Origin of the sequence: Rheinheimera sp. NSM (assembly GCF_052380015.1) — a bacterium.
Lineage (GTDB): Bacteria > Pseudomonadota > Gammaproteobacteria > Enterobacterales > Alteromonadaceae > Alishewanella.
Genome location: NZ_JBQTCI010000001.1, coordinates 1160656 through 1185710 on the forward strand (window position 1 = coordinate 1160656; position 25055 = coordinate 1185710).

The following is a 25055-nucleotide window of genomic DNA, read 5'->3' on the forward strand; positions in this document are numbered from 1 at the left end:
GCAGTAATGAAAAAACGGATACAACAACTGGCGCTGGTATTGGCCTGTAGCTTAGCAGTAACGGCGCAGGGTGCTACCGCACCGGATTTCACGTTAAAAGCTTTGGACGGTAATAACCTGCGGCTGGCGGAACAGCGCGGCGACATTATGCTGATTAACTTCTGGGCCAGCTGGTGTGGCCCTTGTATTCAGGAAATGCCGGCGCTGGATAAACTGGCACAAAAGTACCAGATGATGGGCGTGCAGGTATGGGGCGTTAACGTGGAAAACGACAGCTCAGCCGCCAAAGCCTATCTTAGCAAGGTGCAGGTAGCGTTTCCGATTTTGTTTGATATCGATAACAGCGTATCCAAAGACTACCGCGTTGAAGCGATGCCCACTACGGTGATCCTGGATAAAGACGGCAAGGTGCGTACTGTGCATCGCGGCTATAAGCCGGGTTATGAGAAAAAGTATGAAGATGATATTAAAACCTTACTTCGTGAATAACAGCGCGAATAACGTCGTGAATAGCAGCGCGAATAACCGGACTAACAAGCCGGTGCCGGCCGCTGTGCGCCTGTTGTTACCGGCGGCATTAGTGTTGCTAAGTGGTTGCAGCAGTATTCAGCCTTGGGTAAAGCCCTATGAGCGCGACAAATTGGCCGATCCTATTATGGCGTTTGGCCGCCATCCGGTAGCACTGCAACATGTGGCCCATGTGCAGGACTCACGTGAAGCGGCCAAAGGTGCTAATGGCAGCGGGGGCGGTGGTTGTGGCTGTAATTAGAGTCATTGCCGCTGCCTTGTTGCTGCTAAGCGGCGCTCTGGTCCAGGCAGCGGTATTGCCCGAAGACAGGGCTGATCTGATGTACCACGGCTATCAGGGCGGTGGCGTGTCTATTGACGGCCCGGCCGTGATGCTGCGTAAAAAAGCTGGCCAGTCGGTGTCGTTATCAGCCTATTACTACATCGACACTGTCTCCGGTGCGTCCATCGACGTAGAAGCCACCGCCTCGGCCTACACTGAAACGCGGCACGAAAAACGTCTGGGTGTAGATTATCTGGCCGGCAACAGCATTTTAAGTCTGAATTATGCGCAAAGTGATGAAGACGATTACAACGCTAAGTCAGTGTCATTCGGCATAGCGCACGATACTTTTGGCGGTATGACGACACTGAGCCTGGAAGCCGGGATGGGTGATGACACTGTCGGTCGCAACGGTGATGAAAGCTTCAGTGCCGATGTAAAACGGTTTAATTACAAGTTTGGCTGGACTCAGGTGCTCAGCAGCAGTTGGATAGCGGCGCTGAATATGCAGGTCGACTTAGACGAAGGCTTTTTAAATAACCCCTATCGCAGTGTGCGTTTTCGCGATGCAACCGAGCCGCTGGGTTACGGTTATCAGCGCGAGGTATATCCCGATACCCGCAACGGCTTTGCCGTGTCGTTGGTTAACAAAGTGTACTTGCCGTACCGCGCCGCGCTAAGCCTGAACCTGCGGCATTACCAGGACAGCTGGGACATCCGCGCCTTTGATGCGGAAGTGGAATATGTGCATCCGCTGACAAATCAGTGGACGCTGGAGGCCAAGGTGCGCTGGTACAGCCAGGGCCAGGCCGAGTTTTACCGCGATCTATTCGATTTTGCCAACCAACAGAATTTTATGGCACGCGACAAAGAGCTCAGTGAATTTGACAACCTGACCTTAGGCCTGGGCGCCGGTTATCGCCTGCCAGTGTGGGATTTCTGGCCGCAGGCGAAGCCCGAGCTGAACCTGCAGTGGGATCATATTCGCTTTAACTATAAAAATTTCCGCAATGTCACCATCACTGACGCCGGCGCCGGGCTTGAACCCCTGTATAGCCTGGACGCCAATGTGTTGCGGGCGTTTTTCAGTATTTACTTTTAACGGGACACACCAATGAGAACGCTGATACTAAGTGGATTGTTATGGTTAAGCGCCTTAGCCAGTGCCGATACGGCGCCGGTTAGCTCGCAGTTAGAGCAGTTGAAGCAGCAGGTGATCCAGTTAAACCGTGAACTGTTTTTGCTCGAAGAAGAGCTGCTGTTTCCGCCGGAAACGCAGCTGGCGGTATTTTTGTCGGTCGACAGCGGTCAGTTTTTTCAAATTGACAGTGTAGAGCTGATCCTGAACGACAAACCGGTCGGTGCTTTTCTCTACACCACGCAGCAACGTGAAGCCCTGCAACGCGGCGCTATTCAGCCGTTGTATAAAGGCAATGTCAAAGCCGGTGAGCATAATCTTACCGCGGTATTTGTCGGCAAAGGCCCGGATAACCGCGATTACCGCCGTGCGGTAAATTACCGTTTTGCCAAAGCAGACGATGCCGTGTTGCTGGAGCTACAGGTGAAGGACCGCAGCAGCGACTATCAACCCGACTTTATTGTGCAGCCATGGTCCAACGACTGATTTGCCCGCTGTTGTATCTGTTGGCGCTGCATGCAACGCCGGCCTTTGCGCAGGCGGCAGTAAACGATAAGCAGCAGCTGTTAACGGAGAAACACTACCGCCAGGCGGCGTGGGCGTTTTATCAACAGCAACCGGCGCAAGCCCTGGAAGCCTTGCAGTTGGCACCACAGCAGGATCAGCGCACTCAGTTGCTTGAAGCCGGTTTATATCTGCAACTGATGATGCCGCAACACGCCGCAGAAGTGTTGTCGACGTTGTTGGCCAACCCGGACGATAGCGAAAATGCCTTACCCAAAGCGTTGCGCAATATTGCCTTGTTGCAATTTGCCCGTTACCAATTGGAGTCAGGTGATAAAGCCGCGGCGCGGCAGTATTTGGCGCAGGTGAACATTACCGCCGACGGTGCCTGGCTGGGCCAGCAGCAGTTGCTGAGCCAGCTGATCAGCTGGCCGGATATCGAGATACCGGCGCAACCGGATTTTGTCTCGTTAGCACAGCAGCCGGAAATGCCCTATATCATCAGTAATCAGGCGTTAGTGCTGGCCAAACAACAGCCGGAAAAAGCGCTGCAGTGGCTCAGCCGGTTGCAACAGCAGTTGGCGGTTGATGCGCCGCAAGGCTTTTGGCAACGGTTATTCAGTGGCCAGTGGCCGCTGCAGTCACAGCCGCAGGGTTTTGTGTACCCGCAGCAAGAGCAGCAGGCGCTGGACGACTATGTACAACTGACACAAGCACAATTACTGATCGAACAGCAGGATTTTGCCGGTGCAGATCGTATCTTAGCCAACTTTGGCGCCGACAGTGTGCTCAGTAGCAGCGCCTTACAACTGTATAGCCATATTCTGACAGAGCAGCGGCATATACCTGCCTTACTGGCCGTGTTACAGCAGCAAATTAAACAACAACCGTTCAGCCTCACGGCCTGGCAAGCCGCCACCCGTATTGGTGAGCAGTTGGAGCGCTCACTGCAGCCACGCGATGCCCTGGCCGCTTACCACTGGGCGCAGCAATATTATCAGCAGCAAACGCAATTGATTAACCAGCAGGCCACGCCGCTGCAGGTAAGCCAACTGCAACAAGGCTTGTCGCAATGGCAAACACTGCAACTGAGCAATGACAATAATCTGCACCGCTTACAGCAGGATGCGCTGGCACTGCAACAGCAACTGAATGCGGCGCCAGAACGGCAACAGCGGCTGCTGCAGTTGCAAGAAGTGACTGCTTATAAATTGACGCAACAGCAGCAATTGCTGACGCAGCAGCTGCCGCTGTTAGTGGCCCGCAAGCAGCAACTGAGCCAGCGCTATACACAATTACAACAACAGATAAATGAGGCCGCCACCGCACCGATGGCCCTGGCGTTATGGCAGGGCGAGCCTTATCAACAACTTAGCAGGCTAGAACGCTCAGAGCAGCGCTTGCAACAACTGGAGCAAAACGGCCAACCGGCAGCCGCCTACCGCCAGCGCTTGCAACGGCTGCGCGGTTTGCTGCAATGGCAGTACAGCGATACCGCTGCACAGCGGCGCTGGCAATTACAACGGGCGCAGCAACAGTTAGCCACACAGCTCAGTGCGTTGGAGCAGCAGTTGGCTGCGTTGCAACAGCGCGGTGGTAAGGCTGCAAGGCTGCAGCAATTGCAACAGCGCTTGGCGCAGTTAACCCAACAACAGCAACAGCTTAATCTGGCGCTGCTAAGCCAGCAGCAACAGCTGTTGGCGCAGTTAAATCAACAGTTGCAGCATATACGCCAGCAGCAGTTGGCGCAGTTAACACAGTTACAACGACACAATAAAGAATCAATGGCGCGGGTGATGGAGCGGGTATTGCTGATGGCAGATACCAATGCCGGTGGAGGCCAGCCATGAAGCGCCGTGCACTGCAACCGCAACCCGGTATGCTGCTACTGTGCTGCAGTGTATTGCTGTTTGGCTGCAGCAACACCGATACCGCAGTAAAGCGGCAACGGCTGGCAGATTTGCCGGCGTTTGACCGCAGCATTCTGCAGCAGGATGTGGCGGTAACCGAACAACAGTTGGACAGCTTATATCAGCAAATTTTGGCGCTGCAGCCTGAGCCGCAAACACGGCAAAAGATTTTATACCGCTTGTCGCAAATGCACACTAATCAGCTGGAGCGCGCAGAGTTGCCGCCGGACGCTGAGCAAGCGGCATTGCAGCAACTGGTAAGCCGTTACCGGCAATTGCTGAATGACTACCCGCAGGATCCGAACAACGAGCTGATCCGCTATCAGCTGGCACGCAGTTACGACTTGCTTGGCCAGCAACAAGCTTGCCTTGAGCAGCTAAATATATTGCTGCAGCAGTATCCCGACTCAGGGTTTGCCGCTGAAGCCTGGTTTCGTAAGGCCGATATTCATTACAGCCAGGGCGATTATGATGCGGCGCTACCGGCCTTTTTGGCGGTATTAAACGGCTCTGACGTAGCGTTGGCGCAGCATGGCCGCTATATGGCCGGCTGGAGCTATTTTAAACTGCAGCAGTTTGAGCAGGCTGATGAGCAGTTTTTACAGGTGCTGGATCAAAGCTACAGCGAATTGCTGCTGACAGAGCAGCAACAGCCGCAACAGAGCCTGCGCGAAGAAGTGCTGCGCACCTTAAGCATTTCGTTAAGTTATCAGCAACAGGGCGAAAGCTTGCAGGCACTGTTAAAGCGGGTGCGCTATCAGCGTGGTGAGCGGCCGCTAATGCTACTGGCTGAGCTGTATCAGGGCCTGGCAGAATTTCTGGCGTCGAAAGACTTAATTGCCGCCAGCCTTGATACTTACCGGCTGTTTATCGCCGATTACCCGCATAACCTGACTGCCGCCCGTTTTCAGCTGCATATTATTCAACATTATTTAGCCCATGCCGATGCAGAGCAGGCTCTGAGTGCCCAGCAGCACTATATCGGCTTATTTGGGCCGCAATCTGAATTCTGGCGCCGCGCCGGACGCGAAGAGTTAGCAGAAGTGCAGCCGCAGCTGCTGCAGTATCTGGATTACTTTGCCCGCAAACAGTACGCTGCTGCCGGCGCTATGCCGGCGGATACCGCAGCACCGGCATTTGCGGCAGTTAGCGGTTTATGGCTGCAAATGCTGGCGGTACTGCAGGATCCGCTGTTACAGCAGGCTACAGCGCCGGGTTACTCTGTGGCCGATATCCGCTATTTGCTGGCAGAATCTTACGCCGGCGCGGCGATGACAGAGCAAGCGCTGACACTGTATACCGAACTGGGTTATGGCCCGGCACTGACCGATGCCAGCTTGTTTACCGCGCAGGACGCCGCCTATAAAGCCTTATTACTCAGCACCGAACTGGCTGCCTTGAGCGAGGCCAATGCGCTGCGGTTATGGCAGCAGCAAAGCGATTTTGTCGCAACGCACAGCAGCCATCCGGCGGCGCAGCAAGTGGCACTGCAACAGTTGCAGCAGCGCTACAACGAGCAGGATTACTATGGCGTGTTAACACACAGCAACAGCGTTATACAGTGGCCGCGGGCAGCACAAAGCCGCCCGGAGCTGGTGCAGGAAGCGCAGTTTTTGCATAGCCAAAGCGAGCTGGCGTTACAACAATATGCGGCAGCAGAACACAGTATCAGTATGCTGTTAACGCAGCAGTTGGATAAAGAGCGTCGCAGCTTACTCACCGGGCAGTTAGCCTCGGCTATTTATCAGCAGGCACAACAAGCTGATGCCACGACTGAGGCGGTGCAGAGCCATTTGCAGCGGCTGCTGACCTTGCTACCGGACTCGGCTTATCACGAAGCCGCCGCGTATCAGCAAATCAGCCTGTTGCTTAGCGCTAAAAGTTGGGCCGCGGCCATACCGCTGCTAACTGCTTTTATTCAGCGTTATCCGCAAACAGAGCGCGGCATTGCCGCCAAAGCCCAATTGCTCGACAGCTATGAGCGCTCAGAGCAGTGGGATAAAGCAGCCGGCGAACTGACTAAACTTGCAACCTCGGCAACAGAGCCGGCGCAGCAGCGCGAAGCGCTGTATCTGGCAGCGCAGTATTACCAGCGCAGCGGCGATACCGCCAAAGCACTGGATAACTGGCGCAGTTATGCTAACCGTTATCCGCAGCCGCATCTGTTGGCGCAAGAAGCGCGCTATCAGTTAGTGCAGCTGTATCAAACACAAAAAGACCTGTACCGGCAGAATTTCTGGCGCGACAAAATCGCCGCTTTTGAGCAGCAATTTGCCAACGAAGGCAATGAACGCACGCAGCAACTGGCGGCACAGGCGCTGCTGGAGTTGGGCCGGCATGAAAGCGGCTTGTTTGCGGCGGTGCGGCTGGCGCATCCGCTGGCACAAAGCCTGAAGAAAAAACGTTTACATATGGCTGATGCTATTAAACGCTATGAGCAAAGCATGCAGTACGGTATTGCCGGTTTACTCAGTGAAGCACAGTTTCGCGTGGCTGAACTGTATCAGCAGATGGCCAAAGCGTTGCTCGATTCTGACCGCCCCAAGGGGTTAGACGAGCTGGCACTGGAAGAATACGAGCTGCTGCTTGAAGAGCAGGCCTATCCGTTTGAAGAGCAGGCCATTGCCATTTATCAGCAAAACACCCGTTTAACCCAACAACAGTTATGGGATGACTGGATCAGGCAAAGCTTTACGCGGTTGGCAGTATTGCTGCCGGCCAAATTTAATAAAACCGAAGCCTATGCCGGGGTGGCCGATGATGCGAATTAAGTTCTGCCTGGTAGTGGCTGTGTTGTGGCTTAGCGGCTGCAGTTTGCCAATAGCGCCGCCGCTAACGCCGCAGCCGGCGGCACAACAGGCAACTGACGCGACGCAAATAGCGCAGCCGGTATTAAGCGCGGCGCAGCAACAGCAGTTTGAGCAGGCAAAACAGCAGCTCAGTGGCGGTAACTTTGCGGCTGCTACCGCTATATTGCAGCCGTTAGCGGCGCAGTTACCCAAGCTGCCGGGCATCCGTTATAACCTGGCGCTCAGCCAGTGGCAGGGCGGTGATATCGCTGCGGCACAGCAAAGTTTAGCGCAACTGCTGGCTGGCACACCGCAGCACAGCGACGGGCATAATTTATCCGGCGTATTAGCCAGACAACAAGGCAATTTTCGCCAGGCAGAGCGCCATTTTCAGCGCGCTTTGCAAGCGGACGCTAAGTACGCCGTCGCGCATAAAAACCTCGCCTTTTTATATGAGCTGTACTTAGGTGAGCCGTTGCAGGCGCATTATCATTATCAGCAATACTATGCGTTAACGCAGGACGGCCAGGCCAAAATGTGGCTGGCGTTGCTGGAGCAAGAGCTGGATCAGTTGCCGGCGCAGGCAGCGAAGGAGCCGGATGATGAATAAAACGTTATTAGTGTCAGCCTTGTTGTTGCTCAGCAGTGGATTGTGCGCGCAGCAGCGGGAACAAACCGTGCAGCTGGAGAGCACCATCAGCGGCAATCAGGAGCAGCCGAAAACCATCTATGTGCTGCCGTGGCAAAGTCCGGTCAGCCTGATCCGCATTCCGGGCCAACCGTTACAACTGCAAAGCCCCACAGTGTCGCCACTGGATCGCAGCCAGTTTTTGCGGTTTATCGCGGTGCAGCAAAGCACTACTACGTTACCAATAACACAGTCAGTTAACCCACAAAAGCAATAAGAGGATGTTTTTCATGGATTTTTTAAACGGCATAGTTCGGTTTTTACAGGAAGGCGGTGTGTTTATTTACCCCATCGCGTTTATCCTGGTGCTTGGCATAGTGATCGCCGTTGAACGTTGGTGGTTTTTACGCAGCGTGCATGGGGTAAACCAGCGCGCCATGGCACAGGTGCAAACCGCAGTGGGCCAGGCCGACACAGCGCGTATTCTGCAGTTAGCTGCCAACAGTGCCGCGCCGTTACTGACGATGTTAGCCAGCGGCGTAAACCGGCTGCGCTCCTCTTCACGGCGTGAAGATATGGAATACGCCATGGAAGAAGTGGTGCTGGAGTACAGCCTGCGGCTGCAAAAGCGTACGCCGTTTTTAGCCACTTTGGCTAACGTGGCCACCTTGCTCGGCTTACTGGGTACTATTATGGGCTTAATCGCTGCATTTTCGGCGGTTGCTAATGCCGACCCGTCGGAAAAAGCCAGCTTGCTGTCATCGAGTATTTCAGTCGCGATGAACACCACTGCCTTTGGTTTGATCACCGCCATTCCGCTGGTATTTGTCCATGCCTTACTGCAGGGCAAAACGGCCAGCATTATCGATACCATGGAAATGGTCGGCATTAAGCTGATGAACAGTATTGCCAAACAAACTGATGGTGGCGCGGATGATAAAAAGGCGTAAAGCACCCCTTGCCGATGCCGAGCTTGATATCACGTCCTTTATGAACCTGATGATCGTGCTGGTACCGGTATTGCTGCTCAGCCTGGTGTTCGCGCAAATTCGCGTGCTGAATATTCAGCTGCCGCCGTTAAGCGAACAGCAATTGCAGCAAGAGCAACAACAACCGCAGCAACTGGAACTGGAAATTCATGCCAACCGCTTGCGGCTGAATTATCCGGCCGGCGAGCCGCTGCGGGTATTTGAGCTGACAGAGCAGGGTAGCCTGGATTTTGCTGCGCTAAGCCTGTATCTGCAGGATTTAAAGCTGACGTTTCAGCAACAGCAGATTGAAAAGCAGGATATCACTATTCTGGCGCCCGACGAGCTGGATTATCAGACGCTGGTTACAGCTATGGATACCGTGCGCTCATTTAAAGCCGTAGTGGCGGCGCAGCTGGTGGATGCCGAACTGTTCCCGCAAATTTCGCTTGGTCAGTTGCCATCAGCGGAGGGTGCAGAATGAAGATGTCATTTCGTGCCAAACGGCTGGAGCGGCAAAACCAGCGCCTGGCGCAGGGCAGTAAACTGAACCTGGTTGCGCTGATGGATATCTTTACCATCCTGGTGTTCTTTTTAATGGTGAACCAGTCTGAAGTCAAAGTGCTGCAAAGCAACAAAGATATCAGCTTACCGCGCTCGGTGTCGGAGCAGTTGCCGGGCGAGAAAGTGATGTTAACCATTACCGCCAACGGCATCCTGGTGCAAGGCAAGCCGGTGTGGCAGGGTGACTGGCAGCAAGACAGCAGCCTGTGGCTGGCTGATCTTACCGCCGCGCTGACAACAGAGCTGAATTATCTGTCCGGCCGTGCCGGGCCTTTGCCTGAGGCACAGCAGCAAAATGGCCGTGCCCTGACCATACTGGGCGACGCCGCCACACCTTATGCACTGCTACGGCAATTGATGGCTATCTGCGCTGCAACAGAGTACCGCGATTTATCGCTGGCAGTAGAAACGATGCCGGCGGCGAATGTGGCGGAGGCACCATGACAACGCTGAGCATGGCTGCCGTTGAATCGCAGCAGTTTGAAGATAAACGTTTCTACCGCTTGTTATGGCTGGGCTTTGTGCTTTGGCTGCTGTTTGCCGTACTAATACCGGCCCTGACTGTACCGGAGCGTAGCCGTCAGCTGCAGGAGCAGCTGCCACCGCAGTTAGCGCGGGTGATGCTGGAAGAGCGCAAAGCGCCGCCACCGCCTGAACCCGAGCCGGTGCCCGAACAGGTCGTTGAGCCGGTTAAGCCGGAACCGGCACCTGAGCCGGTAGAGGCCACACCAGAGCAGGCTAAACCTGATCCGCAACAGGCACGCCGGCAAGCTGAGCAAGCCGGCTTAATGGCGATGCGTGATGATTTGGCGGCACTGCGGCAAAGCTTTCAGTTAAATAACAGCGCGCCGCAGGTTAAAAGCCGCGGCGAGCAGCAGGCAACGCAGGTAGAGCGTAAACTGCTGCGCAACGAAGCCGCCAAAAGCTTTGCCAGCGCTGAAGCTGCTGCGGTAGCCGGTGATATTGCCCGTTCAGAATTGGCCGACACCGGCAGTACCCGTTTGGCTGAAACTGAGCTCAAAGGCTTATCTGCCAACGCGCCGGCGCAGCAACAAAACCGTAGTGCAGCCGATAGCGGCGGCGGGCTTCAGGGACGCTCGGAAGCCTCTATCCGTCGTGTACTGGAAGCAAATAAAAGTAGTTTATATACGCTGTACAGCCGGGCGTTGCGTGCCAATCCGTTGCTGAAGGGCAAAGTGGTATTTGAGTTAGTGATCCGTCCGGACGGCAGTTTGGCCGAAGTCAACATAGTGCAAAGTGAGCTGAACGACAGCAAGCTGGAGCGGCAATTAACGCTACGCTTACGCTCAGTCAATTTTGGTGCCGGGGCAGTAGCCTTAACCCGTTCGCAGTGGACGGTGGAGTTTTTACCGGGCTGATAACAGCCGGAGGTGATAAAAATGCGTTATTTACCTTATGCCACTTTGCTGGCGCTTGGCAGCCTGCTGCTGTTTGGCGCCAGTGCACAGGCCGGCTCGTTAGAGCAGGCCAAGCGGCTGCACGACCGCATTGCCGGGGTACCGGCCGATGCGGCAACCCTGAGCCAGATGCAAACGCTGATTGATAACGGCAATGCCACTGCCGCGGCAGAGCTGGCGATGCAGCACCCGGATTTTTACCGCACTACGTTAAAGTTGTTTGCCTCTGCGGCTACTAACCGAGAGCAGGACGTGTTTGAGCCGTTAAATGACTACAGCGCGACGGTAATTGGCCTGGTACGGGACGATGTCGATTTTCGCCAGTTATTGCAAACCGATATTTTGTATGTCGGCGCCGACAGCCTTGGCTTACCACCGTATCAGAGTAACAACAATGAACATTATCTGGCACTGGAGCGCCAGGCGGTAGATTTAGCTCAGCATTTGCAGCCCAGGGCGCAAAGCACATTAAACGGTATTCCCTCTGATGCTGCCGCCGGGGTTATGACCAGCCGCGCCGCTGCCAAAGCGTTTTTTTATCTGGGTACCAACAGGGCTATGTTCCGTTTTACGCTGATGAACCAGCTGTGTACGGATTTGGAGCCGCTGCAGGATATTACCCGGCCAACCGACCGTATTCGTCAGGATGTCAGCCGCAGCCCGGGCGGCGACAGCCGTATTTTTAATAACCGCTGTGTTGGCTGTCATGCCGGCATGGACCCGCTGGCGCAGGCCTTTGCTTATTATGATTATCAGTTTACTGATGAAGATGGCAGCAACGGGCGGATTTTTTATCAGCAAAGCGGCACGCAAAACGACATAACGCAAAGCCGTGTGCAGCCGAAATACCATATTAATGCCGGTAGTTTCCCGTACGGCTTTCGCACCCCGGATGACAGCTGGAGCAACTACTGGCGTGAAGGTCAAAACCAGTCTTTGGGCTGGGATAACAGTTTGCCCGGCAGTGGTAACGGCGCCAAAAGCCTGGGCGAAGAGCTGGCTAACAGCACGGCCTTTGCGCAATGTCAGGTTAAAAAAGTGTTCCGCACTGTATGTTTGCGTGAACCGCAAAGCCTGACTGATGTGACGACCCTGCACAGTATTACCGACACTTTCCGCGCCGGCGGCTATCTGCTGAAGCAGGTATTTGCTGACACTGCTACCTATTGTATGGGAGATTAGTGATGAAGTTATTTTTACTCCCTATGCTGGCGCTGAGCCTGGTATTGGCCGGGTGTGGCGGTGCTGAGGTAGAGCAAAACCCGCCGCCGCCGGTACAAGAAGACAACACCAACTACACCGGGCCTGCACCGCAAACTGATGATATTCAGCTGTTTAAACTCACCTTGTGGGACAATATCGCCGGCGCTAACCGCTGTGGCGCCTGCCATGTGCAAAACAATACCGCCCCTTATTTTGCCCGCAACGATGATATTAATCAGGCCTATGCTGCCGCCGTACCGCTGGTTAACCTGGCCGACCCGGCGCAATCGTTATTAGTAACCAAGTTGGCTGGCGGGCATAACTGTTGGCTGGCCAGCGATACAGCCTGTGCTGATACTATGGCGCAGTGGCTGCGTAACTGGGCAAACAGCAGCGACACCGAAAGCGCCTCTGTCGTTCTGGTGGCACCGCCGGTGCGTGAGCCCGGCAGCAGCAAAGTGCTGCCGCAAGACCCTGCGCTGTTTAGCAACAGTGTGTATCCGCTGCTGCGCCAGCATTGCGTTAATTGCCACGCGCCAGATGCACCGCAAACTCAGTCGCCGTTTTTTGCCGACAGCGACCTGGCAGCGGCTTATGAAGCCAGCCGTAAACTGATTAATCTGGATAATCCGCAGTTATCACGCTTTGTTGCCAGACTTGGTGGTGAGTTTCATAACTGCTGGTCCAACTGTGATGATGATGCGGCACAAATGCTGGCTGCAATTACACAAATAGCCGACAACGTTGAGCTGACCGCGCTTGACCCGGCGTTAGTGCCGTCTAAAGCACTGCGCCTGGAAGACGGCATTGTTGCCTCCAGCGGTGGTCGTTTTGAAGCTAACCAAATAGCCTTTTACCAGTTTAAAACCGGCGAGGGCGTTATTGCTTATGATACTTCCGGTGTAGAGCCGGCAGCGAATTTAAGCCTGCAGGGCGATATCAGCTGGGTAACCGGCTGGGGCTTGCAAATTAACAGTGGCCGGGCTCAGGCCAGTACGCAAAACAGTGCCAAGCTGGCACAGTTGATCAGTGCTACCGGTGAGATGAGTATCGAAGCTTGGGTGGTGCCGGCCAATGTAGTACAGGAAGGCCCGGCGGCTATTGTCAGCTACGCCGGCAGCAGCAGTGAGCGTAATTTTACTCTGGGACAAAGCCAGTATAACTACGACTTTCTACTGCGATCCGGCGCGGGTGATTTTGCCGGCTTGCCGGCCCTTAGCACCGCGGATGCGGATCAAGTGCTGCAAGCTACGTTACAGCATGTGGTACTAACCCAGGACCCGGTGAACGGCCGGCGTATTTATGTTAATGGTCAGGACACCGGCGTGCGTGAGGCGCCAGAGGCTATTCGTAACTGGGATAGCAGTTATGCGTTGATTGTCGGTAACGAGGCCAACGGTAACCGGCAATGGCAGGGCACAGTGCGGCTGTTGGCGCTGCATAACAAAGCACTGAGCGCGGCGCAAATTCAGCAAAACTATGAGGTTGGCGTCGGGCAAAAATTCTATTTGCTGTTTGGCATAGGTGAGCTGATTAATCTGGCCGACAGTTATATCGTGTTTGAAGTGGCGCAGTTTGATAGCTATTCCTACCTGTTTAATGCCCCTTATCTGGTGAATCTGGCAGGGCGCAGCTTGCCGCAAGACTTACTGATACGCGGCATGGCGCTGGGCATGAATGGCAAGGAAGTGGTCACCGGTCAGGCCTGGTTAAAACAGCAATTTAACCTGGCAGCCGGCACTGCGTTGGCAGAAGGTGCCGCCTTATCCGCTCAGGGCACCATTATCGGCACCGAGTTGGGCGCGGCGGCAGACGAGTTTTTCTTATCCTTCGGCCGGATTGGTGAATTTGAAAACGTGCGCAGCGGTATCAGTGTGCCGGTGCAGCAAATTATTGCCACCGGCAATGAAAGCAGTGATATTGGCTTACGTACCTTTGCAGAAATTCATGCCACGATGAGTGCGTTGACCGGGGTGGCGCAGCAACAAAGTGCGGTGTCTGCGGTATATCAAACCATACAGCGCCAGTTACCGGCTGCCGATAATATCGACACCTTTGTCTCGGCGCAGCAAATGGGCATTACCCAACTGGCGATTGCCTATTGTAATGCAGCGATAAGCGATAACAGCATCCGGCAAAGCTGGTTCCCTGCGGTGGATTTCAGTACCGGGCCGGCAACTACCTACAGCCTGGCTAACCGGCCGTTGTTTATACAACCCTTACTGGATCAGCTAATGCCGTTGGCGCCGCAAACGTCGGCGCTGCGCGCTGATGTTGAAACTGAGCTTGACGCGCTTATCACGCGGTTGAGTAACTGTGGCGGGGCCTGCAGCGCCGATCGCAGTGCAACCATTGCCAAAGCGGCCTGTACTGCGGTACTGGCCAGTGCTGAACTGCTGGTGCAGTAGGAGAAGAGTTATGAAACGTAAAACACCTTTGCACCCGGACAGCCCGTTATTTCATGCCTGCCACAGTAAACCGGTAAGCCGGCGCGATTTTATTGCCTGCGGTATGGGCTATGGCGCTGCGGTGCTGACAACAGGGTCGGTATTCGGTTTATTTGCCAACCCGGGTAAAGCCTATGCCCAGTTGTCACCGGATCTGGAAGCGTTAAAGCAGCTGTGTGGTATTAACGTGCAGGGCGCCGGTAAAATTCCGTTTATCTGTTTTGATTTAGCAGGCGGCGCCAATATTGCCGGTTCCAATGTGCTGGTGGGCGGGGCCGGTGGTCAGCTCGACTTTTTATCGGTGCAGGGCTACAGCAAGTTAGGGCTGCCGGCCGATATGGTGCCGACCGCAGTAAATGCCGCCAACCCGGCCGGTGGCTTTGTTAACGATCAATTGGGCCTGGCGTTTCACAGTGACTCACAAATGCTGGCCGGTATTTTAGAGCGCACCACGATGGCCACTCAGGCCATGACTAACGGTGCAGTGTTGCCGTCGCGTTCAGAAAACGATACCGGCAATAACCCGCATAACCCTATGTATGCTATTGCCAAAGCCGGTGCCAGTGGCTCGTTAATGCCACTGATTGGCTCGCGTAATTCTGACTCCGGCGCCAACTCCATGATGCCGATGGAATTTTATAACCCTGAACTTAGGCCAACCAAAATTGACCGGCCGTCGGATGTTACCGGGCTGGTGGATGTAGGCGATTTATTCAGTTTGTTAGATCAGAATGATGCCGTAGCAGTCATGGAATCGGTGCAGCGCATCAGCGATAGTAAACTGGGCCGGGTTAATACCAATATCAGCCGCGATGCGGTGATTAAAGAATTGATCCGCTGCGGCTATGTTAAAAGTGCTGATCTGGCAGATCGTTTCGGTAACCCGGCGACGCTGGACCCGGCAGCAGACCCGGATATCGTCGGTGCAGCCGGTATTTTCAGTGCCGATGAGTTTAATGCCGACGCGGAGTTTCGTAAAACGGCATCGGTGATGAAGCTGGTGGTAAACGGCTTTGCCGGTGCCGGCTCCATTACCATCGGCGGCTATGATTACCATACCGGCGAGCGCGGTACCGGTGAGCTGCGGGATTTACGCGCCGGCCGCTGTATTGGTGCCTGTCTGGAGTATGCCGCACGGATGAACCAACCGCTGATGATATACGTATACAGCGATGGCTCGGTAGCCAGCAACGGCCGTATAGATGACTCAGAGTTTGGCCGTGGCAAAGGCGAGTGGACCGGCGATAACTCGTCCACCGCGGCGTCTTTTATGTTGGTTTACAGCCCTAACGGCCGCCCGTCCTTGCTGGGGGGCACAACAGCAGAGCAGGCGCGGCATCAACAAATTGGTTTTATGCGACCGGACGCGTCAGTCGAAACCGGCTCGTCCGTTGCTGCCAATAACGTCAACTTATTGGTGCAAACGGTGATGCTGAATTATCTGGCATTGCACGGAGAACAAGGGCGTTTGAGTGAAGTGGCACCGTTTCACGGCTTGGGCAACGCCGCCAGTATTGACCGTTTAACGGCGTTTGCACCGATAATTTAACGACAGTACTACGCGACGTACTATGCGACGTACTCCGCGACAGTTTTCCGCTACAGTACTGCGCGTTGGCGTATTTTAGCACTGCGTATATAGTGTAAACAGCTGTTTCGCTGTAGCGGAGGCCGTATGAAATACAGCATGCTGTGGTTAATTTTATTGCTAAGCAGCTTTTCCGCGTACAGTTGCAATCTGCGGATGGGCATAGAAACCAGCTTTCCGCCTTACATAGTGCAGCAAGGCGACAGCTGGCGCGGCTTAAATGTCGAGTTGTTGCAACTGTTGGCGCAGGACATTGGTTGCGGCGTGGAGTTTATTCACAGCCCCTGGTTGCGTTCATTAAAACTGATAGAGCAGGGCGAGTTGGATGTATTAAGCCACCTGACTTACAACACTGAGCGCAGTGCTCAGTTTGCCTTTATCGGCCCGCACCAGTTAGAGAGCATCTACCTGGTGGGCTCGGCAGCGGCTTTTGAAGGGCTTACAGATATGCGTCAGTTAAAGCGTCAAGGTAGCAAAGGCATTATTGCCCTGCTCAATGGCGCTTACTACGGCGATGAGCTGGAAAGTATTTTAAATGATGCTAACAACCGCTCACTGTTCGTGTTTATCCGCGGCAATGAAGATAAGCTGGCGCTGCTGCTTAACGGCCGTGTGCATGGCTTGCTGGAAGATATTACCGCGTTTCATTACTGGAAGCAGGCTGCAACCGTGCCGGCAGAGCAATATCTGCCGCTGTTTAAGGTGTATGAAAGCCTGGTGTATTTTGGGTTTAACCGCAAAACGCTGAGTGTTGAGCAGCTGCAGCAACTCTCTGCGGCCTGGAATAAGCGCTATCAGGATGGCAGCCTGCAAGCGATCGTAGCCAGGTATCAACTGGAACATTATCAATTCAGCCTGCCGGTGCCCGGTTCAGTATTGCCGGAAACGGCGGCACCGGACTGATAACGCAAGAGGGTGCATTAATCTGTTACTGCTTGTGGTATCAAGCGTGCAGGGTCTAAGTGGTATTTGCGGTAAATTTTTGCCAGTTCGCCGCTGTGATACAAGCCTTGCCAGGCATCGGCTAACTGCTGAATTTGCTGTGCTGACAACGCCGTTTTACTCAGACCGAAGTACACCGGACTTTCATATACCAACAGTAGCGGCTGGTATTTTTCCGCCATCGGATAGCTGTGCTGTTGCCAGTAATGCAGTACCGACAAGTCTTCCAAAATGGCATTAACGCGGCCGGCGCGCAGCAGCGCCAGTTTATCCTGAATGCTGCTGATACTAACTAACTGGCGCGCCAGTACCGGGTGTTGGCTTAACTGGCTGAATTCCTCGCCGTAGTAAGCACCATGCAGGCTGGCGATAGCGCCTAAATCTTTGTCTTGTGTCAGCTGCTGCAGGTTATCCAATGCCGGCAGCACAGTAGGATCGCCAATCAGGTAAATGGCTTCAATATGATGTGGGCCGATAAAGGCAAAGTGGGCTTTGCGCTGCGGGTTAAGCGATAAATGACTCAACACGTCCAGCTCACCACTTTCGCTTTGCTGCAATGAGCGCAGCCAGGGGCTGTTAATAAAACTGACCTGGCAATTTACCTCACTTGCCAGCCGTTGTAACAGCTCAACACTTAAGCCACCCCATTGTCCATCGCGTTGAATTAAATGTGGCGGAAAATCGGTTTCTACCGCCATTCGTAATGTACATTGCTCTGCTGCGATGGTTGGAAATAACAGCTGCAACAGCAGCATTAGCAACAGCCAGCGGCGGTATAACAAAGACATCATAGTATTCAATATCCGGCTGGTTTAAATTTCCTGTTACTGAATGTAGCTGAACGGCAGCATTAATGCATGCGTTAAATGCCGGCGCTGTTATTGTGTCAGACCACTGGAGAAGTGCATATTACGGTTGGCATCAATAAAGATAGCGTCGTAACCGTCAATGCGTTCAATCAGTTCCATGCCTTGTTGCAGGCCCAGTACAAATAATGTGGTGGATAAGGCATCGGTTTTAGTGGTGTCAGCGCCGGTGACGGTAACGCTGAGTAAGCCGGTGGCACTGACGCCGGTTTTCGGATCAATGATGTGATGATAGCGCACACCATCTTCAATAAAATAACGCTCATAGTCGCCTGAAGTACTTACCGCACTGTCCTGCAACGGCAGTTGGGCGGCATATTTATCGTCCTGACGCGGATGCTTTATGGCCACCAGCCAGGGTTTGCCGCGTTTATCACCCAGCAGACGACTGTCGCCGCCGGCTGTTAATTGGGCATGCTTAATACCTTGTTGTGCCAGCAGCGCAATACCACGCTCCACCGCATAGCCTTTGGCTATGCCGCCTAAATCAATTTTTACTCCGGGCTGGCTGTAACGCACTTTATTATCCGGCAGTAATTCAATACTTTGGTAATTCACGTATTGCCTGGCTTGGCGCAACTGGGTGGCATCAGGTTTTTTGCGCGCACGGTAATCATAGTAAAAGCCTACCGAGGCAAAGGTAATATCAAAGGCGCCGTTACTCAAAGCTGAAATCTGTTTAGCTTGTTGCAATAACTGATAAAACTCACTACCCACTGTTACCGGGGCTTTGGCGGCACTGCGGTTTAACAGGCTGAGCTCGCTGCTGTCAATATAAGGGCTCATTAACTGATTTATCCGTTCAAACTCCGCCTGCACATCCAGGATCAGTTGCCCGGCTTTGGCCTTGTCTTCGCTCCAGAATTCGATATAGGCACGGGTGCCGAGGGTGTCAAAGGCTTCACGTTGCCACTGCGCCTGGACCGGAGCTAACAACATTAAACCGGCCGGCACAGCATATAACATCAGTTGCAACAGATAAAAAACAACGCGCATTAACAATTCCGATAGCATAAACAACAGTGTTGGCTATTGTTGCAGAGCCGGCGGTTTTACTCAATGCTGCGGTTAGTTATGGCTACATAAAGTGTGCTGAGTCGGTCCGTTACAGGGCAACACTCGGGCTGATTATTTCCAGTATTCAATAATCTTTACCACTTTATCATGGCGAAATTCAAATACCGCCAGATGGTTTTTCACTACGCCTTTATGCACTTCCTGCCGTTCTACGGCGATAGCGTTATAGCCCGGCATTTGGGCAACAATGCGATAGCGTGGTTCGGTTTTATCGTATTTGCCCATGTCTAACAATCGCACCGTATTGGCATACAGCTTTTCTTTACTGTAGTTGCCGCCATAGACATCGTGGCGGTAAACAAAGTCATCAGTATAGTGTGCAAACAGTTTATCGACATCAGCGCGGCTGGAGCCTTGCAGCATCACCTGATTTTGCGCTGCGGTAATCTCTGCCACTTTTGCCTTTAATTCATCAGCAGATAACACCGGCAGCTCTGTAGCATTGGCGCTGGCCAGCAGCAGACATAAAGCACCAACTAATGGTTTCATAAAATCTTCCTTGTTGTTTAAACCAGTAGAACGTATTGCTGCGATTAGCATTGTCGGGCTGGTATCAGCGGCCGGGTATTTGGGATAAAGCTGACAAAGGCGCTTTGTTATTTAGCCGTCTAAACGTATAGAAGTTGACTTTGGGGCCGATTTTGCGCAAAGTAGCGCTTATGTCAGTTAACCGGGTGTGGCTATGCCTATTAAAGTGATCGATCAGTTGCCGGCGGTAGAAGCGTTGTCGGCAGAAAATGTGTTTGTAATGACCGAAAGCCGGGCGCAGTCGCAGGATATCCGGCCGCTGAAAATTGCGATTTTAAATTTAATGCCAAATAAAATTGCCACTGAAATTCAGTTATTGCGTTTGCTGGCTAACAGCCCGCTGCAGGTGGATGTCGATTTGCTGCGCATTGACGATCATGTCAGCAAAAATACGCCACCAAGCCATTTAAACTGCTTTTACCGCTACTTCTCTGAAGTACAGCAGCAAAAATATGATGGCTTAATTATTACCGGCGCGCCGCTGGGGCTGGTTGATTATGAAGATGTCACCTACTGGGCGCAGTTTGGCGATATTCTGCGCTGGGCCGATAACAACGTTACCTCCACCTTATTTTTATGCTGGGCAGCGCATGCGGCCTTGTATCAGTACTATGGTTTGCAGCGTGAAATCCGCGGCGAAAAATTATCCGGCGTGTACTGGCAGCAGGTAACGCAGCCGCTGTGCCCACTGGTGCGCGGTTTTGATGACGAGTTTTTAGTACCGCACTCGCGTTATGCCCAGGTGCCAAAGCAAAAGTATCAGCAGCACGATGATTTGCATATCCTGGCCGAAGCCGATGTTACCGGCGCTTATTTATTGCAAAACAGCAGCGGCAGCCGGGTGTTTGTTACCGGCCATCCGGAGTATGACTTAACCACGCTGGACGAAGAATACCAGCGCGATGTTGCTGCCGGCGCCGGACCCAAGCTACCCGAAAACTATTATCGCCATAATGACCCCTTGCAGGGGCCGCAAAAGCTGTGGCAAAGTCACGCCTTTTTGCTGTTCAGCAACTGGCTGAATTATTATGTCTATCAGGCCACGCCGTTTGAGCTAAGCCAGATTGGTCGTAACACCTAAGTTACTGATTATTAAAACGAGCATTTTATGACTGCAAGACTGACGCCTGAGCATTTTCGTAAGCTGTTATCTGAGCGCATTTTTATTCTCGATGGCGCCATGGGCACCATGATCCAGCAGCATCGCCTGGAAGAGGCCGATTATCGCGGTAGCGAATTTGCCAACTGGCCTTGTGATGTGAAAGGCAATAACGATTTACTGGTATTAAGCCAGCCGGATCTGATAGCCGATATTCACCGTCAGTACCTGCTGGCCGGCGCCGATATTGTCGAAACCAACAGCTTTAATGCTACGACTATTGCGATGGCCGATTACCAGATGGAAGGCCTATCGGCACGGATTAACCGTGAAGCGGCGGCACTGGCGCGTAAAGTCTGTGATGAAGTAACTGCGCTTGAACCAGATAAACCGCGCTTTGTTGCCGGGGTGTTAGGACCAACTAACCGCACAGCGTCGATATCACCGGATGTAAATGATCCGGGCTTTCGCAACGTCAGCTTTGATGAGTTGGTAGACGCCTACACCGAATCGACCCACGCCTTAATCGAAGGTGGCGCCGACATTATTATGCTGGAAACCATTTTTGATACCTTAAATGCCAAGGCGGCGGCTTTTGCCGTGTTAAAAGTATTTGATGAAGTCGGCTTTAAGCTGCCGGTGATGATCTCCGGTACCATTACCGATGCGTCCGGCCGCACTTTGTCGGGCCAGACCACCGAAGCGTTTTATCACAGCCTGGCCCATGTTGAGCCGGTGTGTTTTGGCCTGAACTGCGCGCTGGGCCCGGATTTACTACGGCCTTATGTTGAAACGCTGTCCGGCGTATCAGAAGCCTATGTGTCGGTGCATCCTAATGCCGGCTTGCCAAATGAATTTGGCGAATATGATTTGGGCGCGGTGGAGATGGCCGCAGAAATTGCTGATTGGGCCAAGCAGGGCTTTTTGAATATTGTCGGCGGCTGCTGCGGCACGACGCCGGAGCATATTAAAGCCATATATGATGCGGTTAAAGATGCACCGGCCCGGCAACCGAAAGCGGCCAGTCATAGTTTTCATTTGGCCGGCCTTGAAGCCTTTTCTCTGGAGTGGTAATGCGACAACAGGCCCGATTTATCAACGTTGGCGAGCGGACTAACGTTACCGGCTCAGCCAGATTTAAAAAGCTGATTTTAAACGGCGACTATGAAGCGGCGCTTGATGTGGCGCGGCAACAAGTTGAAAGCGGCGCTCAGATCATCGATATCAATATGGATGAGGCGATGCTCGACAGCAAGGCTGCCATGGTGCGTTATCTGCAGCTGCTGGCGTCAGAGCCGGATATTTCGCGGGTGCCGATTATGGTCGACTCGTCGAAATGGGAAGTCATCGAAGCCGCGTTAAAGTGTATTCAGGGCAAGGCGGTGGTTAACTCCATTTCACTAAAAGAAGGCGAAGCACCGTTTTTACACCAGGCACGTTTATTACGCCGCTATGGTGCAGCAGTAGTGGTAATGGCGTTTGATGAGCAAGGCCAGGCCGATACCAAAGCACGTAAGGTCGAAATATGCCAGCGTGCTTATAAAATCCTTACTGAGCAAATTGGCTTTCCGCCACAAGACATTATTTTTGACCCGAATATCTTTGCTGTCGCCACCGGTATTGAAGAGCATAACAACTACGCGGTAGATTTTATTGAAGCCACCCGTGAAATAAAGCGGCTATGCCCGCATGCGAAAATTTCCGGCGGTGTATCCAATGTGTCGTTCTCGTTTCGCGGTAATGATGCGGTGCGCGAAGCTATTCACTCGGTATTTTTATACCACGCCATTGCGGCCGGTATGGATATGGGCATTGTTAACGCCGGCCAGCTTACGGTATATGACGATATTCCACCGCTGTTAAAGGAGCGGGTAGAGGACGTTATTCTCAATCGGCGCGATGATGCCACTGAGCGGCTGCTGGAGATTGCCGCCCAGTTTAAAGGTGATGGCAGCGTCGCCGAAAAAATCGATGACGCCTGGCGTAGCCTGCCGGTTAATAAGCGTTTAGAGCACGCCTTAGTGAAAGGCATAACTGATTTTATCGATCTCGACACCGAAGAAGCGCGCCAACAAGCGGAAAAACCGCTGCATGTGATTGAAGGGCCGCTAATGGACGGCATGAATGTGGTGGGCGATTTATTCGGTGAAGGCAAGATGTTTTTGCCACAGGTGGTGAAATCGGCCAGGGTAATGAAAAAAGCCGTGGCCTATTTGCAGCCCTTTATCGAGCTGGAAAAAGAAGGCGGCCGTGCCCAGGGCAAAGTGCTGCTGGCCACGGTAAAAGGCGATGTGCATGATATCGGCAAAAACATTGTTGGTGTGGTGCTGCAGTGCAATAACTTTGAAGTAATTGACCTTGGCGTAATGGTGCCCTGCGCCGAGTTACTGCGTGTAGCGAAAGAGCGCGATGTCGATGTAATTGGTTTATCCGGCCTGATTACGCCTTCCTTAGATGAAATGGTGCATGTCGCCAAAGAGATGACGCGGCTGGGTTTTACCCAACCGCTGCTCATTGGCGGTGCCACCACCTCTAAAGCCCATACCGCGGTAAAAATAGAGCCGAATTACGCCAATGGCGTAGTCTATGTGCCCAATGCGTCGCGCAGTGTGTCGGTGGTGCAATCTTTAATTACGCCCGATAGCAAAGATGATTATTTAACGCGGATTAAACAGGAATATGTGGTGGCGCGCGAGCAACATGCCCGTAGCCGGCCCGGTGAAAAGCTGCTTAGTTTAAGCGATGCCAAAGCAAATAAATTTCAGCTTGATTTAAGCAAAGTAGCACCGGCACCCAAGCAGCCCGGTGTGCACTTATGGCCGGATGTTGATCTCAATATTTTGCGCGATTATATCGACTGGACCCCGTTCTTTTTAACCTGGCAGCTATCCGGCAAATACCCGGCGATTTTAAACCATGCTGAAGTCGGCATAGAGGCGCGTAAGCTGTTTAAAGACGCCAATGCGATGCTGGACACCATGATTAACGGCGGCCATGTTAAAGGTAAGGCGGTGTTTGGTTTGTTCCCGGCCAATAGCGACGGCGAAGATATAGTGGTGTACACCGACGAGACGCGCAGCGTCGAAAAAGTCCGTTTATATAACCTGCGCCAACAACTGCAACTGCGCAACAACGCGGCTAATTGTAGCCTGGCTGATTTTATCGCCCCGGTTGATAGCGGTGTTAAAGATTATATCGGCGGTTTTGCCGTTAGTACCGGCTTTGGCGCTGATGAGTTTGCTGCCAAATTTGCTGCCGAGCATGATGATTACAACAGTATTATGGTTAAGGCCTTAGCTGATCGCTTAGCCGAAGCCTTAGCCGAATACCTGCATTTAAAAGTGCGGCGTGACTACTGGGGCTACGCCAGCGATGAGAATCTCGATAATGAGCAGCTTATTCGCGAGCTGTATCAGGGCATTCGCCCGGCACCGGGTTACCCGGCCTGCCCGGAGCACACCGAAAAAGGCACCTTGTGGCAGCTGCTGGATGTAGAAGCGCAAACCGGCATCATACTAACTGAAAGCTACGCCATGTGGCCCGGTGCAGCGGTAAGTGGCTGGTACTTTGGCCACCCGGACAGCAAATATTTTGCCGTCAGCAAAATTGACGTTGATCAGCTTAACGAATACGCGGCGAAAAAAGGCTGGACTGCTGAGCAGGCGCAAAGCTGGTTAGCACCTAACCTGCGCTAGTGGCAGCTTGTGTTAAGTGTTTGTTATCACTCAGGCTATTGCTGTTCCTGCATTAGCAAATAGCTTGCATTAGTTCGCTGCTGTCAGGTAAAACCGTCTACACTAAATAAAAGTGAGGCGGGAGTACCTGATGGCCAGATGGCTTGTGTTTTGTATCAGCTTATTATGCTGCGCCCAGGCGTTGTCAGCACCGCTTAATGTACTGGTGGGGCAAAATAAGCCGCCCTATATCCGGCTGGAAGCGGTAAGCGGTTACGAAATAGAATTACTGCGTGAAGTAGTGCGGCGTATGGGGCACGAAGCAGTATTTATTTTTGTGCCTAACGCCCGCATCCGGCCGTTGCTGGAAAGTGGTAATGGTGATATTGCCAGTCTGCAGCCTGATCTGGCCGATGAAACCGGCCTGTTTTTCTCTCAACCTTATATACGCTACCAAAACGTGGTGGTTACCCGCAGCAGCGATGAACTCACGGTGCAACATCCGGCCGACCTGGCAGCTAAAACGGTGATCGCCTTTCAGGGTGCCACTAAGGTGTTAGGCGCGGATTATACGGATGCCATCAGATTAAACAGCCAATATAGCGAAACGGTGGATCAGCGGGCCCAGGTCGATATGTTATTCAGCGATCGGGTGCAGGCAATAGTGCTGGATCGCAATATTTTTACCTTTCATCAGCAAAACAACACGGCTCCGGCTGCGGTGACCATGCATGAAGTGTTCGGCTCCACCTTATACCGCGCTGCTTTTCGCGACCCGGTGCTGCAACGCGCCTTTGACCGTGCTTTGCTCAGCGTGGTGCTGGATACCTGGTATCAGCAATTGCAGCTAAAATACTTTATGCAGTTAAATCAGCAGTTACCGAATAAGTTCTATTGTGAATAATGCCGCCGGGAGGCCGGG

At 53.1% G+C, this 25055-nt stretch carries 23 protein-coding genes; 20 read left to right on the forward strand and 3 right to left on the reverse strand.

Features of this window, described 5'->3' with window-relative positions:
* Positions 1 to 6 precede the first annotated feature (6 nt).
* The 16 genes from ACTZWV_RS05160 (at position 7) to ACTZWV_RS05235 (ending at position 16850) form a co-directional block, all read left to right on the forward strand.
* Entirely contained in the window at positions 7 to 489 is a 483-nt protein-coding gene (locus ACTZWV_RS05160) for a TlpA family protein disulfide reductase (protein WP_444785508.1), read from the forward strand.
* Positions 455 to 769 (forward strand): DUF4266 domain-containing protein, encoded by a 315-nt coding sequence (locus ACTZWV_RS05165; RefSeq protein ID WP_444785509.1) that lies wholly within the window; start codon positions 455 to 457, stop codon positions 767 to 769. The genes ACTZWV_RS05160 and ACTZWV_RS05165 overlap by 35 nt, the downstream gene beginning before the upstream one ends.
* Positions 756 to 1892 (forward strand): DUF3570 domain-containing protein, encoded by a 1137-nt coding sequence (locus tag ACTZWV_RS05170; protein WP_444785510.1) that lies wholly within the window; start codon positions 756 to 758, stop codon positions 1890 to 1892. The genes ACTZWV_RS05165 and ACTZWV_RS05170 overlap by 14 nt, the downstream gene beginning before the upstream one ends.
* Before the next feature lie 12 nt (positions 1893 to 1904).
* Positions 1905 to 2414, forward strand: a complete 510-nt coding sequence (locus tag ACTZWV_RS05175; protein WP_444785511.1) for an AraC family transcriptional regulator — start codon at positions 1905 to 1907, stop codon at positions 2412 to 2414.
* Positions 2399 to 4282: a hypothetical protein gene (locus tag ACTZWV_RS05180; RefSeq protein WP_444785512.1), complete on the forward strand. Its 1884-nt coding sequence runs from the start codon at positions 2399 to 2401 to the stop codon at positions 4280 to 4282. Before ACTZWV_RS05175 ends, ACTZWV_RS05180 begins: the two co-directional genes overlap by 16 nt.
* Complete coding sequence (locus ACTZWV_RS05185) at positions 4279 to 7113, forward strand: tetratricopeptide repeat protein (RefSeq protein WP_444785513.1); 2835 nt, start codon at positions 4279 to 4281, stop codon at positions 7111 to 7113. The genes ACTZWV_RS05180 and ACTZWV_RS05185 overlap by 4 nt, the downstream gene beginning before the upstream one ends.
* Positions 7100 to 7741 carry a tetratricopeptide repeat protein gene (locus ACTZWV_RS05190; protein WP_444785514.1) on the forward strand — a complete coding sequence of 214 codons (642 nt, stop codon included), beginning with the start codon at positions 7100 to 7102 and terminating at the stop codon, positions 7739 to 7741. Before ACTZWV_RS05185 ends, ACTZWV_RS05190 begins: the two co-directional genes overlap by 14 nt.
* Positions 7734 to 8036, forward strand: a complete 303-nt coding sequence (locus tag ACTZWV_RS05195) for a hypothetical protein (protein WP_444785515.1) — start codon at positions 7734 to 7736, stop codon at positions 8034 to 8036. Before ACTZWV_RS05190 ends, ACTZWV_RS05195 begins: the two co-directional genes overlap by 8 nt.
* 13 nt (positions 8037 to 8049) lie before the next feature.
* A complete protein-coding gene (locus ACTZWV_RS05200; RefSeq protein ID WP_444785516.1) occupies positions 8050 to 8709 on the forward strand; it encodes a MotA/TolQ/ExbB proton channel family protein in 660 nt (219 codons plus the stop codon).
* Positions 8693 to 9211 (forward strand): biopolymer transporter ExbD, encoded by a 519-nt coding sequence (locus ACTZWV_RS05205; protein ID WP_444785517.1) that lies wholly within the window; start codon positions 8693 to 8695, stop codon positions 9209 to 9211. The genes ACTZWV_RS05200 and ACTZWV_RS05205 overlap by 17 nt, the downstream gene beginning before the upstream one ends.
* Entirely contained in the window at positions 9208 to 9735 is a 528-nt protein-coding gene (locus ACTZWV_RS05210; RefSeq protein ID WP_444785518.1) for an ExbD/TolR family protein, read from the forward strand. The genes ACTZWV_RS05205 and ACTZWV_RS05210 overlap by 4 nt, the downstream gene beginning before the upstream one ends.
* On the forward strand, positions 9732 to 10670 hold the full coding sequence (locus tag ACTZWV_RS05215; RefSeq protein ID WP_444785519.1) for an AgmX/PglI C-terminal domain-containing protein: 939 nt from the start codon (positions 9732 to 9734) through the stop codon (positions 10668 to 10670). The genes ACTZWV_RS05210 and ACTZWV_RS05215 overlap by 4 nt, the downstream gene beginning before the upstream one ends.
* Before the next feature lie 21 nt (positions 10671 to 10691).
* On the forward strand, positions 10692 to 11891 hold the full coding sequence (locus tag ACTZWV_RS05220) for a hypothetical protein (RefSeq protein ID WP_444785520.1): 1200 nt from the start codon (positions 10692 to 10694) through the stop codon (positions 11889 to 11891).
* 2 nt (positions 11892 to 11893) lie between these two features.
* Positions 11894 to 14320, forward strand: coding sequence for a LamG-like jellyroll fold domain-containing protein (locus ACTZWV_RS05225; protein WP_444785521.1), 2427 nt, complete (start codon positions 11894 to 11896; stop codon positions 14318 to 14320).
* Between the two features lie 10 nt (positions 14321 to 14330).
* Positions 14331 to 15908 carry a hypothetical protein gene (locus ACTZWV_RS05230; protein WP_444785522.1) on the forward strand — a complete coding sequence of 526 codons (1578 nt, stop codon included), beginning with the start codon at positions 14331 to 14333 and terminating at the stop codon, positions 15906 to 15908.
* 126 nt (positions 15909 to 16034) lie between these two features.
* Positions 16035 to 16850: a substrate-binding periplasmic protein gene (locus tag ACTZWV_RS05235; protein ID WP_444785523.1), complete on the forward strand. Its 816-nt coding sequence runs from the start codon at positions 16035 to 16037 to the stop codon at positions 16848 to 16850.
* A 17-nt stretch (positions 16851 to 16867) separates the two neighbouring features.
* Here the strand turns inward: ACTZWV_RS05235 and ACTZWV_RS05240 are convergent, their stop codons facing one another.
* The 3 genes from ACTZWV_RS05240 to ACTZWV_RS05250 form a co-directional block, all read right to left on the reverse strand.
* Positions 16868 to 17680 carry a substrate-binding periplasmic protein gene (locus tag ACTZWV_RS05240; RefSeq protein ID WP_444785524.1) on the reverse strand — a complete coding sequence of 271 codons (813 nt, stop codon included), beginning with the start codon at positions 17678 to 17680 and terminating at the stop codon, positions 16868 to 16870.
* Positions 17681 to 17767: 87 nt separating this feature from the next.
* Positions 17768 to 18751, reverse strand: a complete 984-nt coding sequence (locus ACTZWV_RS05245) for an FAD:protein FMN transferase (RefSeq protein WP_444785525.1) — start codon at positions 18749 to 18751, stop codon at positions 17768 to 17770.
* Between the two features lie 132 nt (positions 18752 to 18883).
* Complete coding sequence (locus tag ACTZWV_RS05250; RefSeq protein ID WP_444785526.1) at positions 18884 to 19321, reverse strand: hypothetical protein; 438 nt, start codon at positions 19319 to 19321, stop codon at positions 18884 to 18886.
* A gap of 193 nt (positions 19322 to 19514) precedes the next feature.
* Between ACTZWV_RS05250 and ACTZWV_RS05255 the strand changes: the two genes are divergently transcribed.
* From ACTZWV_RS05255 to ACTZWV_RS05270, 4 genes are all read left to right on the forward strand, one after another.
* Positions 19515 to 20441: a homoserine O-succinyltransferase gene (locus ACTZWV_RS05255; RefSeq protein ID WP_444785527.1), complete on the forward strand. Its 927-nt coding sequence runs from the start codon at positions 19515 to 19517 to the stop codon at positions 20439 to 20441.
* 27 nt (positions 20442 to 20468) lie between these two features.
* Complete coding sequence (locus ACTZWV_RS05260) at positions 20469 to 21533, forward strand: homocysteine S-methyltransferase family protein (protein WP_444785528.1); 1065 nt, start codon at positions 20469 to 20471, stop codon at positions 21531 to 21533.
* Entirely contained in the window at positions 21533 to 24154 is a 2622-nt protein-coding gene (gene metH, locus ACTZWV_RS05265; RefSeq protein WP_444785529.1) for a methionine synthase, read from the forward strand. The genes ACTZWV_RS05260 and metH overlap by 1 nt, the downstream gene beginning before the upstream one ends.
* Before the next feature lie 130 nt (positions 24155 to 24284).
* Positions 24285 to 25037 (forward strand): substrate-binding periplasmic protein, encoded by a 753-nt coding sequence (locus ACTZWV_RS05270; protein ID WP_444785530.1) that lies wholly within the window; start codon positions 24285 to 24287, stop codon positions 25035 to 25037.
* Positions 25038 to 25055: the final 18 nt, after the last annotated feature.